Source organism: Chitinophaga jiangningensis (assembly GCF_900142605.1).
Lineage (GTDB): Bacteria > Bacteroidota > Bacteroidia > Chitinophagales > Chitinophagaceae > Chitinophaga > Chitinophaga jiangningensis.
The window spans coordinates 263,556-275,994 of record NZ_FRBL01000010.1 but is presented as its reverse complement, the minus strand read 5'-3'; the positions used below and the strand labels follow the sequence as shown (position 1 = coordinate 275,994).

10 protein-coding genes are annotated in these 12,439 nt (G+C 48.9%); 9 read left to right on the top strand and 1 reads right to left on the bottom strand.

All coding sequences use genetic code 11. The annotated features are described in order from the left end of the window. Window positions 1–117 precede the first annotated feature (117 nt). Window positions 118–564, bottom strand: a complete 447-nt coding sequence (locus tag BUB18_RS25340; protein WP_073086496.1) for a cold-shock protein — start codon at window positions 562–564, stop codon at window positions 118–120. 313 nt (window positions 565–877) lie between these two features. On the opposite strand from BUB18_RS25340, the gene BUB18_RS25335 reads away from it, so the two are divergent. The 9 genes from BUB18_RS25335 (at window position 878) to BUB18_RS25295 (ending at window position 12,434) form a co-directional block, all read left to right on the top strand. Next, the gene (locus BUB18_RS25335) at window positions 878–2,446 is read left to right on the top strand and encodes a Na+/H+ antiporter (RefSeq protein WP_073086494.1); all 1,569 of its coding nucleotides are present in this window, start codon (window positions 878–880) and stop codon (window positions 2,444–2,446) included. 9 nt (window positions 2,447–2,455) lie between these two features. Next, the gene (locus BUB18_RS25330) at window positions 2,456–4,171 is read left to right on the top strand and encodes a CocE/NonD family hydrolase (protein WP_143160097.1); all 1,716 of its coding nucleotides are present in this window, start codon (window positions 2,456–2,458) and stop codon (window positions 4,169–4,171) included. Window positions 4,172–4,315: 144 nt separating this feature from the next. Beyond that, window positions 4,316–5,506 (top strand): ankyrin repeat domain-containing protein, encoded by a 1,191-nt coding sequence (locus tag BUB18_RS25325; RefSeq protein ID WP_073086490.1) that lies wholly within the window; start codon window positions 4,316–4,318, stop codon window positions 5,504–5,506. Between the two features lie 4 nt (window positions 5,507–5,510). After that, entirely contained in the window at window positions 5,511–6,845 is a 1,335-nt protein-coding gene (locus tag BUB18_RS25320; RefSeq protein WP_073086488.1) for an ankyrin repeat domain-containing protein, read from the top strand. 83 nt (window positions 6,846–6,928) lie between these two features. Beyond that, a complete protein-coding gene (locus BUB18_RS29220; RefSeq protein WP_083550761.1) occupies window positions 6,929–9,556 on the top strand; it encodes a sigma-54-dependent Fis family transcriptional regulator in 2,628 nt (875 codons plus the stop codon). A 160-nt stretch (window positions 9,557–9,716) separates the two neighbouring features. Beyond that, on the top strand, window positions 9,717–10,478 hold the full coding sequence (locus BUB18_RS25310; RefSeq protein WP_073086486.1) for an SDR family oxidoreductase: 762 nt from the start codon (window positions 9,717–9,719) through the stop codon (window positions 10,476–10,478). 281 nt (window positions 10,479–10,759) lie between these two features. Beyond that, complete coding sequence (locus tag BUB18_RS25305; protein WP_073086484.1) at window positions 10,760–10,945, top strand: hypothetical protein; 186 nt, start codon at window positions 10,760–10,762, stop codon at window positions 10,943–10,945. A gap of 100 nt (window positions 10,946–11,045) precedes the next feature. Continuing rightward, complete coding sequence (locus BUB18_RS25300; RefSeq protein ID WP_073086482.1) at window positions 11,046–11,348, top strand: hypothetical protein; 303 nt, start codon at window positions 11,046–11,048, stop codon at window positions 11,346–11,348. Between the two features lie 57 nt (window positions 11,349–11,405). Further along, on the top strand, window positions 11,406–12,434 hold the full coding sequence (locus BUB18_RS25295) for an alpha/beta hydrolase (RefSeq protein ID WP_073086480.1): 1,029 nt from the start codon (window positions 11,406–11,408) through the stop codon (window positions 12,432–12,434). Window positions 12,435–12,439: the final 5 nt, after the last annotated feature.

Genomic DNA, 12,439 nt, shown 5'->3' with positions numbered 1-12,439 from the left:
CCAATAAATCAAAATGAGAGAAAAACTCTCATAATGTGAGATATATACTTAAAAAGGAAAGAGGGCGTCTCAGGTATTTTTGAGACGCCCTCTTTCAATAACTTAAGTATGGTGGTATTACCCCCTCCCGTCAATTCTCTTAATTTCTTTTGCAAAGTATCCTTTCGCATTTCTGTCGCGTAAAAATGATACCTTATCTTTTTCCTTTACAGGCACTACTAAGTCGTTCATATGAAAGAATATGTCTTCCCTGGATTGATCATCAGAAATAAACCCAAAACCTTTGGTGGAGTTGTAAAAGGTTACCATGCCCGTTCTCAGAGGATCCTCCGCAGGTCGTGGAGTGGCACCAATTCTTATATCTTTTGAATCAATTTCCACTTTGTTGGAACGATCCGGTGGGGTAGAACTCAGGTTCCCATTTTCGTCCACATAAGCTAACATATCCTCCAGGCTTTTGCCCTTGTTATTGTTCTCTTTACGGTCCTGTTTCTTTTGAGCCTTGTTCTCTTTGGCTTTGGCTTTTTTATTTCTGTTTTCTTTTTTTGAGAAGGATTCTCCCATAGTTACTTGTTTTAGTTATATCGCAATATTGCACCAATACGATTTTTGTATAATGTGTTGAGTAAGATAATTCGGCAGCTGGAAAAGCGAAGACTGAGGAAGAAAAGAAGAAATCCAGACTAGATCAGAAGAAGCCGAGGCAGAAGCCTTTATATTTGATTAAAGGTACACCTAAAAACCGAATAATGGCGGATTAATTTGAAAGTCGCCGTCCGGCAACATTTTTCACCGTTTGTTTATTCCCTGGTAAAGGAATTGTTTATCTTACGTTCCAGTTGCATTACAACCATGCAAAACCCATAATTTTCGAGAGATGATACCTCAGTTTTCTTTTTATCTTACCCTTATTGTCATTATTATCGCGATCATCATGCTGGCCAATAAGCTGAAGGTCGCCTATCCTGTGCTGCTGGTAATAGCCGGCCTGATCCTGAGCTTTATTCCTGGTGTGCCTTTGTTGCGCATTGACCCGGAGCTGATATTCGTGATCTTCCTTCCTCCGTTGCTCTACGAGGCTGCCTGGGCTATTTCCTGGAAAGAGCTATGGCGCTGGCGCCGCATCATTGGCAGCTTTGCGTTTGTAGTGGTGTTTCTGACAGCCATGAGCGTAGCTTTTGTAGCCAACCACTTTATTCCCGGTTTTACGCTGGCATTGGGCTTTTTGCTGGGTGGCATCGTATCCCCGCCGGATGCAGTGAGTGCCAGCGCCATCCTCAAATTTGTGAACGTGCCTAAGCGCATGTCCGCCATCCTGGAAGGGGAAAGTCTCCTGAACGATGCTTCCTCGCTCATCATATTCCGCTTCGCCCTAATTGCCCTCAGTACCGGCCAGTTCATCTGGTACCAGGCTGTAGGCGGCTTCGCCTGGATGATTATAGGTGGCATCGGCATCGGCCTGCTCATCGCCTGGGTGATCATACAGGCCCAAAAGCGCCTGCCTACAGATGCCAATATGGACACCATCATCACCATCATCACCCCGTACATCATCTACATGGTAGCGGAAGATGTACATAGCTCCGGTGTACTGGCCGTGGTTTGCGGTGGCCTGCTCATGTCCAACAAACGTCATACCTTCCTTAATAACACCTCCCGCCTGCGCGGCGTGAACGTATGGCAAAACATCGTGTTCGTACTCAACGGACTGGTGTTTCTGCTGATAGGACTGGACTTACCCGAAATCACCAGCGGCCTGGAAAATATAAGCATCATGAAAGCAGTTGGCTACGGCCTGCTCATCACTGCTGTACTCATCATAGGAAGGATACTGGCCGCTTACGGCGCTATTGTGGTTACACGTATCGCCATGAAATTCATAACGGTGGCAGATACACGAAGCCCCGGACTTAAAGCCCCACTGATAATCGGCTGGACTGGTATGCGCGGCGTGGTATCGCTGGCGGCAGCGCTCAGCATCCCCGCCACACTCCATGGCGCTCCCTTCCCCCAGCGCAACCTGATTCTCTTTATTACTTTCATCGTAATCCTGATCACCCTGCTCCTGCAAGGACTCACCCTACCCTTCCTGATCCGGAAACTCAACCTGCCGGAATACGACGACTTTGTACCGGAACAGGAAGCCGAAGCCCTCATACGGAAAGGACTGGCGGATCATACGGTGCATTTTATCGAGTCCCGCTTCGGAGAGCGACTCAACTCGGACCAGCACCTGCGGCAACTGCAGGAAAAATGGAACAGCCTTTTACAGGAAAGCAATGAGGAGCTGCAAACACTGTCGAAATCAGAAAGCTATGAAATCATCAATAGTCAACGCGCATGGCTGCTATCACAAAATGCAGCGGACAAACACTTCGATGAAGATCTCATCCGCAAATACCTGACAAAGCTGGACCTGGAAGAAGAGAAATTAAAATACAGCTAAACCGCCAATATGACTATCAGAACTCTTTGTGTCATTTTACTGCTAATGATCTTCCACACTGCGTTTGGGCAAAACGACAGCATCTATATCATACAGGACAGCGTCCTGATTCCGACACGCAGCGGCATCAGCATCAGCGCTATCATTGTCCGCAAAAAGGCCATTACAGCACCGTTGCCAGCCATCCTGTTTTACACCACGTACTACCAGGGACCTGGCGATGCGGTGTTTGGCAAAAGGTCGGCCGACAGAAACTACGCTGGCATCGTGGCCTACGCACGCGGCATCCGAACAGATATGCGACAGTACGCACCTTATGAACATGAAGGCACTGATATATACGACATCATCGACTGGATCAGCAAACAACCCTGGTGCAACGGACAGATTGGTATGTTTGGTGGTAGTTATACCGGCTTCTCCCAATGGGCGGCCGTAAAGCACCTCCACCCAGCCCTCAAAACCATTGTGCCGCAAGTAGCCGTGATGCCGGGTTACGACACGCCCATGGAAAACAACGTGCAACTGAACCTGGCTTTTCAATGGCCGAATATTAACGTCTACCAAAAAAAACCTGCCACGGCCGGACTTCAATTTGAATGGTTCGCAAGCGGGGTGGCTTTTAATAAACTGGATAGCCTGTCGGGCTATACCAACGAGGTATTCCAACGATGGCTACAACACCCGGACTACGACCAATACTGGCAGTCCATGGTGCCTACCCCTAACGAATACACGAAAATAAACATCCCCGTACTCAGCACAACCGGCTATTACGATGGTTGTGCCATCAGTGCCATGCAGTACTTCAAACTGCATCACCGCTACAATCCACATGCGGAGCACTACCTGGTAATAGGCCCGTACGACCACTGGGGCGGCCAGCGTACGCCGTCTAAAGTTTTAATGGGTTATCCTCTCGATAGTGTGGCCAACGTAAACATGATGGCACTTGCCTATGACTGGCTCGATTACATCCTCAAAGGCAAACCTAAGCCCGCCCTGCTACACGACAAAATTAACTACCAGGTGATGGGCACCAACGAATGGCGGCATGCCCCCACCCTGGAACAAATCAACAATGATACCCTTACCTTCTACCTAAATCAGCAAACGCTGGCTGCGAAGCAGCCTGAAAGGAAAAGCTACGTAAGCCAAACGGTAGACTTTAAAAACCGCGAAACACAAAACAACTACTTCACCCCTGATATTTTGTTCGATTCCCTGGATGCCAGCAATGGTCTGGTTTTCACCACCCTGCCATTTGAAAAAAGCCTCAGTATAAACGGCGCATTCACCGGCAACCTCCTGGCTACCATCAACAAAAAAGACATGGATATTTCGCTGGCACTGTATGAGCTCATGCCCAACGGAAAATATTTTTTCCTGACACGGTTGCTCGCCCGCGCCAGTTACGCCGGCCATCCTGAAATAAGGCAGCTATTGACTCCGGGCAAAAAAAACAGTATCCCCTTCGACAATACACGATTTGTGAGTAAAGAGATCAGTAAGGGAAGTCGCCTCGTAGTGCTGCTCAACATTAACAAACATCCCTTTGAAATCATCAACTATGGCTCAGGGAAACCTGTAGCAGAAGAAACAATCAGCGATGCCGCCCCCCCCTTGCAGATCCAATGGCACAATGAAAGTTTCATTCGTATTCCGGTGTACTTATCCCATCAATTTTTTTCGGGAGATGTTAATGCCACCCTTGTTAATTGCTGAGTAATTTTTCGTTTGTACCTCCACGTGGCTGATCCCTGAAACCAGGGATTTCTGCGCCTGCCTTTTGCATTTTTATTTTTATCCCTTACATTTGGCGCCCAGGCCTGGCTTGGATATACCTTAACCCACATATCTTTAGTAACCATGACAGATGTGAATAACCTGGCGGATGCGCTCAGGAAGAGCCAATGGGCCGATGCCATACAACGCATACAACAGCACGAAAAATTATCAAAAGATTTGGCCGATCATGATAAACGTTACATCTATGATCAGTTAGCCAGAGCCAAGCAATATGAACTGCTGCTCGCACTGGCCGACAATGGCAGTATTGATACGGACGTGTATGAGTACGAAACGCTGGACAGGTCCGCATTGGAATGTGTACTGCGGTACATCACAAACGAACCGGAAGCACTGGATTTCCTGGGAAAATTCATTGCCAAATTCGATAACATTAACGACACTGTTAACAATAAATCCTTACTCCTGCTGGCTTTTACGCTCAATGTACCGATAGAGGCCATCTCCGTACTGGTAGATGCAGGTTGCGATCCACGCTTTAAAAATAATTATGAGGAGAACTACCTGTTTAACATCACGCGGGAGTTCAGCATCAAGGAAGATACCGGTGTAAAATACCTGGAATACCTGATGGACCAGGGCATTGACCCGAACGATGGCAACATTGTAAAGGAAACCCCACTGCACATCGTTATCGGCAACCGGAAGTTGAAATACCTGGACCTGCTACTGGAACGTGGTGCAGATCCTAATCAACCCGGTAAAAATGAGGAATCCGCATTTTATGCCGCCCTCATTCACCAGGTATGCAATGCCGACCTATACAAGAAGCTGGCACAATATGCACCGGCAGATTTCAACCAGGCCAATAAATCCGGTGAAACACTGATCTGTGGCGCCTTGCGCATGCGCAGCAGGGCTGCTGCAGAAGAAGTGGAACTGGTGAAAACTTTGCTGGAAGATGGAGCCGATATCTATCAGACCTCCCCATACTATAGCAAACCGAAAGCAGCGCTGGACTGGGTAGCGGAATACCCTGCCGAAATGCTTGCCGGCATACTGGAAACCGGTGCCATTGACGTCCACCGGAGAGATGATGAAGGGAACACGCTGCTGCATAAAGTATGCGGCTATAACGTGAACTACGACCAAAAGGCCGCTCAGCATCTCTATAAAAAAGTAAAACTATTACTGGAAAACGGCACGGATGCCAGCATCACCAACGACCAGGATCAAAGCGCCATGGACCTGGCCGCTCAGGATAACCTGAAAGCCAAAACCGTGGAACTCCTTCTAAAACAAAAAGCATAGTATCATGTCCATGTCTTTTATTGTGGCCTGCGAAAGCGGTAAACGTAAAATTGCCGAAATCCTGTTGGCCAACAACGAAGTAGATGTTACGTATACAGACGAAAAGGGGCGCACCGCCCTGCATTACGCCGCACACCACGGCTACCAGGACCTCGTAAAGCTACTCCTGGAAGCAGGGGCCGCCCTCGATTACGAAGATCATAACGGCGAAACGCCTTTCTACTTCGCCTGCCTGCAAAAACAAAAACAAACCGCACTGCACCTGCTGGAAAGCGGCGCACGTACGGATATCAACGATTATAACGGCAACGGCCTCCTGCACCTCTGCGCCCGCACCGGCCAGAAAGAAATCATGGAAGCGCTGATCCGCAACGGCAGCAACGTGGACATCGCCAACAACGACGCCGAAACACCACTGCTCATTGCCGCCGCCTGGCGCAATAAAGATATTGTGCAACTGCTGCTGGATAACGGTGCGGATGTAAACACCACCAATAAAGCGGGCGACAGCCCCCTGCTGGTGGCGGTAAGAGCTAAAAATCCCGTGATCGCCACTCAGCTGATCGAGCATTACGCGGACCTCAATCATACCAACCATGCCGGCGAATCTGCCCTGCTGATCGCCTGTTACGATACCAATCGCGCACTCACCAATCTCCTCGTGGATAAAGGCGCTGATGTCAACATCACGTCCAAAGATGGGCTGTCGCCCATCTGGTACGCCTGCGCCAATAACCAGAAGGAAATCGTGAGCATGCTGCTAAACAAAGGTATTGATGTAAATTTCAGTCAGCCCGTATCCGACAACACTACGGTGGTCAACAGCTACCTCGAATGGGTGGAAACGGCCAATAACCTTTCCCTCAACAGCACCTTCTCCTTTAACCACAGCTATTCCAACGGTGGGGAAAGTTTGCTGCATGTAGCCGCCAAAAACGGCCACCTCAGCATGGTGAAACTATTACTGGAACAAGGCGCCAACATCAACATCCAGGACGAAGGCGGCAATAGTGCCCTGCACTATGCCGCATCTGCCGGAAAAAAAGATATCGTAAAATACCTGCTGGAACAAGGTGCCGATGTCACCTTCGTCAACAGCAAAGAGCAGAAAGCCATCGATTATGCCTCCATCAAAGGGTTCAATGAAATTGCCGCACTGTTGTTATCGTACAACTCCCCGCAGGCAAAAGCCGGCCCCGCTCCTACCCCCGCGGCTACCGACAACAACCCGATGGCCGATAAGAAAAAGGCGCTGCTGGACCTGAAAGAGCTGCTGGATGCGGGTATATTGTCGCAAGATGAATTTGATGCAGAGAAAGCGAAGATATTAGCTAAATAAATAACAGCCCCGGATTGCACCATGCGCTCCGGGGCTGTTGCATTAAATCGAACATTTTTCGTAATCCGCGGGTTCTTTTCAGTATGAAAAGAAACGCTAAAAACGACAGCGCACCCGCTCCTTCAAAAGCAATACTGGAACAGGAAAGAAAGGTATTGCTCGACCTGGGCAATGATATCACCAGGATCAGGGAAAAAAATGACCTGATTACACTGTTCAAAAACCGGATCAAGGGCCTGTTTTACTTCACCCACACCATCATCACCCTCATCGACCATAAAGACGAAACCTACTGGCCTTTCCTGCTGGACAACGAAGGCTCCCCCATCCGCACCCATCCCCGTTACAAAGAAATGGTACAGGCGCACTTTTCACTGAATGATCCTTTCATCCAGGCGGTATTGCATTCCGAGGAGCCAGTATCTTTTTTACTGGAAGACATTATGGACGAGCCGAAAAGTCCGCCCTTCCTGCGGGTCAATTACGAAGGCGGCGTGCGGGAAATCCTGATGACCCGCCTGATGAAAGAAGGAAAACCAATGGGATTTATACATCTCTACTCCGACCGTACGGACAGCTTCACCGCCGAACTCCGGGGTGTGATGAAAGGCTTTGCCCCACAGCTCTCCAGTGCAGTTTCCAATATTATCAAAAACGAAGAAATACTGAATAAAGAAAAAGAAAAATCCTTTTTGCTGGACTTCAGCAGTGAGATTGCAGCCGTGCGTACGAAGGAAGACCTCACCAGGGCCCTGCGATCAGCGCTCCGTAAACTGGATCAGAACAGCGGCTTCGTTATCCGACGGATCAATGAAGATAAAACTACACTATCCGCCTACGTGTACGATCTCGGCACCATTAAGCGGGACGAGAAAGCCTTACAGGTACTGGTAAAAACAAAATACCCGATTAACGACGGTCTCCAAAACCGTGTGCTCAACAGTGCCATCCCCCTGTTGTTTAACGTGGAAAGGGAAATACAGCGGGGTATTACTTCGAGCTACCTGGCGTTATGGAAAAAGATGGGTTTCCGGAATTTTGTGGGAGTGCGGTTACGCAATGGAGAAAACAACCTGGGCATCCTCCTGTTGGACATCCAGGAAATCAAGATCGAATTGCTGCAGGGTATCTGTTCGCAGATATCCACGGCGCTGGCTAATATTATGGCCAACGAGCAGGTGAGCAAAAAACAGGAGGAACAGGCGTTTTTGCTGGGCTTCAGCAGCGCTATTACCAAAGTGCGGACGAAGGCAGACCTGCAGGCTGCGATATTTGAAGTACTGGCCCAAACGATGAATACCCAACTGGCCATGATCCGTGTAATGGAAAGCGATGGTATACACCTGAACGTGTTTATGTACGATGCCAGCCTGTTCGCCAACGCGAAAGTCAATTTCGATAAAATGTCCGGCAATACGATTACCGTGCATGAACAGTATACCGCGCAGGTGCTGGCCAGTAAGGAGGGTGTAGTATTTAATGTGCAGGAAGAGCTGAGGAATGGTAGTGCGTATGCCAAACTGTGGAACACCACCGGATATAAAAATATGTACGGACTGCCCTTGCGTGTAGGCGATAAAAACATAGGCTCCATCTGGCTGCTGGCCGATTCACTTGGCCCGCTGTTGTTAAAAGGGATCTGTTCACAGATTGCAATTGCAGTGGCCAACATCCTGGCAAACGAGCAGCTGATTGCATATAAGAAGCAGCTGGAAATTGAAAACGATTATCTGAAAGAGCAGATTAAAACCATTTATAACTTTTCAGAAATCATTGGCAGCGGCGAAACCATGCAGGAAGTATACCGGCTGATGGGACTGGTGGCGGAATCAAATACCACGGTTTTAATTTTGGGAGAAACCGGAACCGGCAAGGAGTTAATTGCAAGGGCTATCCACAACAGCTCTCCGCGAAAGGAGCATTTAATGGTGAAAGTAAATTGTGCGGCCCTTCCCGCCAACCTGATAGAAAGCGAATTGTTTGGCCATGAAAAAGGCGCTTTTACCGGTGCTATCGACCGGCGCCTGGGCAAGTTTGAGCTGGCACATAACAGTACCCTCTTTTTGGATGAAATCGGGGAACTACCGCTGGAAGCGCAGGCCAAGCTATTGCGCGTGATCCAGGAGCGGGAGCTGGAGCGCGTAGGCGGCAAGCAGGTCATCAAAATAAATGTGCGCCTGATAGCCGCTACCAACCGTAACCTGGAGGAGGAGGTAAAGGCGGGACGCTTCCGTGCCGATCTCTATTTCAGGTTGAATGTATTTCCAATTTCGCTGCCACCGCTGCGCGAGCGCCTGGAGGATATTGAAGCCCTCGCGTATTTCTTCGTTAAAAAATATAGCAGGAATACCGGGCGTAATATCCGGAAAATTTCCCCGCGGGTGATACAGCAACTGCGAAGTTATACCTGGCCAGGTAATGTGAGGGAACTGGAACATCTGATTGAAAGAAGTGTATTACTGGCCACAGATCACACCCTGAATGATGTGTATATTCCACGTCATACAGATTCCGATAAGCAGGAGCAGGCGTTTTTACTGAACCGGACCCTGGAAGAAGTAGAGCGTGCCTATATTATAGAAACGCTGAAACGCTGTGCAGGAAAGATTTCCGGTGTAGGCAGTGCCGCGGAGGTATTAGACATTCCCGGCAACACCTTACATTCTAAAATGAAGAAACTGAACATTACTAAAAGGGATTACTTCTCCTGATGCCATTTCCCCATATTTGGTGAAAGCTATGGTGGTTTCACTTTATAAAGTGAAAAATCGAAATGGGGAATTTTCATTACTAATTGATTATCAATTTTTTAAGTGCATTGGCATGGCATTGGCCTAATAGGTAGCATCACTAAAAAATAAAAATCAAGTCATGAAAATCGTCGTAATCGGAGGCTCTGGCCTCATAGGAACAAAAGTAGTCAACAACCTTCGCCAGGCGGGACACCAGGTAATCGCAGCCTCTCCGGCTACCGGCATCAACACCGTTACAGGGGAGGGACTGGCAGAGGCGATGCAGGGCACAGATATTGTAATTGACCTGGCTAACTCCCCTTCCTTTGAAGATAATGCAGTAATGGAATTCTTCCAGACAGCAGGCCGCAACCTGCTGGCAGCGGAAACCAATGCAGGAGTGAAACATCACGTGGCATTGTCGATCGTAGGTACTGACCTCATGCAGAACATTGGCTACATGCGCGCCAAACTGGCGCAGGAAGAGCTGATTAAGCAATCGGGCATACCATACACCATCGTTCGCAGTACCCAGTTCCTGGAATTTCTGGGTGGGATTGCTAACCAGGCTACAGAGGGCAACGAAGTACATTTATCGGATGTGCTCGTTCAACCAATTGCCTCCGACGATGTTGCTAGATTAGTCGCCACCCATGCGACCGGTACACCAGTGAATGGCTATGTTGAAATTGCAGGGCCTGAACGGTTCAAAATGTATGAAATCGTTGAGCATTACCTGCAGCTGGCCAATGACCCCAGGAAGGTAATACCTAACGGTAAGCCGGTGTATTTTGGTGGCGAAGTTTCCCATGAAGCCCTTGTTCCTGCCGGCAAAGCAGAATTAGGCGCTATCAATTTTGATAAATGGTGGGCCACACAGGCTCAGACTGTAAAGGCATAACCACCTGAATTGCTACTTGTTGATAAAACGAAGATGACGGGTGTCAGCCTGTAGAGGCAGTTGTAACGGGAGTGCACTTTCCACCTGTTCGTGCACGAGGATATCCCCACGCCGGCGTACTTATCCGTACGGATGTCCGGTCAGCTACACTACAGGTCAACAGGAGGCAATTCATCTCTACCACCTTTCTCATTGATTCCCATATGGCAATAACAGCTGCCCGATCCCGCGAGGGAAGCGGCCTGGGAATCTATTATCTATCACCCATAAAATCTTGCGTCATGCATATTCCATTTTTTCATCTCCATCCCCATCAGGATCCTAAAAACGGCGAACGGGAGTACGGCAACGTAATCCATGAAGAGCCGGATCACAATGAAAGCGAAGGTGCTGAATTTATGAATGAGGACCTCCGCATGGTAGAACAGCCATTCGCCGGCGAAGACGCACCAACGCACGATGAATAGCGGCGGATATAAGTGCCTCGCAGAAAAAATGCAACATCAGACAGGATAACAGACACGCATACACGCATCGCTGATTTATTAACGCAAAATTTTTACCCATATGAAAGATTACGTTTCACTCGCAGCCGCCTTGCAGGAACTGTACAACAATGGCTACTGCGTGGATTTCACCACCGACACCGTTTGTTTATACTGTGGCGAGTATGATATCCGCCTTGATCCGGAAGATTTTCATATCGATGAATATGTTGAGTTGACAGCCAGCGCTGGCAGTGATGCCGGAAAAATTGTATACGCCATTACTTCCATATCGGGAGAAAAAGGCACACTCGTACTCAACGCAGGCACTTATATCGCTTCTATTAACGCCCGGATGGCAAGAAAACTAAGGCTCGACCAGTAAGCCCCCTGGTGAAATTGCAACTATTCTACACACAGTTAATCACAACAAGTTTAAGCCATGACACAAATTGTTAAAGCAGAAAACGACCCCCATATTCTGAAGGAAGTGAGAGCATTTCTGAAAGTATTAAATGCCGGAAAAGGCAAACCCCTCGAAGAGCTCACCCCGGTGGCCGCCCGCCAGGTGTTAACGGATGCACAAAACTCGGTAGCAGTAGATTACTCCGGTATCGAAGAATCCGAACTAACCATCACACAGGATGGACTGGAAGTAAAACTGCATATTACCAAACCACTCAACTGCCCGGCACACGCCCCTGTGTTCCTCTACATTCATGGTGGCGGCTGGGTACTGGGCGATTACCCGACGCATAGAAGACTGGTGCGCGACCTCGTTGTACACGCTGGTGCAGTAGCAGTTTTCCCCGACTACACCCCGTCCCCGGAAGCACAATACCCGGTAGCCATCAACCAGATTTACGCAGCCTTAAAATGGGTAGCTGAGCGTGGGACCGAAATCGGCGTTAACGGTAAAAACCTCGCAGTGGCAGGCAATAGCGTGGGCGGAAACATGGCAGCAGCCATCGCACTGATGGCAAAAATGAAACATGGCCCCGCCATCAAACAACAGGTGTTGCTCTGGCCCGTTACGGATGCGGATTTCAAAACCGAATCCTATAAAGCCTTTGGCGAAGGCCGCTTCCTCACGCGAAACATGATGAAATGGTTTTGGGATAATTACCTGCCGGAGAAAAAAGACCGCAGGGAAATATATGCGTCCCCGTTACAGGCCACTCAGGAACAACTCAAAGGCTTGCCGCCGGCACTGATCCAAACCGCAGAAAACGACGTGCTCTGCTCCGAGGGAGAAGCATATGCCCGCAAGCTGAATGAAGCCGGCGTACCGGTTACCCTCACCCGCTACGGTGGTCTCATTCACGACTATGGCCTGCTCAATCCCATTGCTTCCGTACCTGCTGTACAAACAGCACTGCTACAGGCGGCAGCCGTGATCCGGCATGCACTGAAGGTGGACGCAACCAGCAATAGCTACGATAACGCGCAACGCTCCATTGCCATTAACTAAACAAA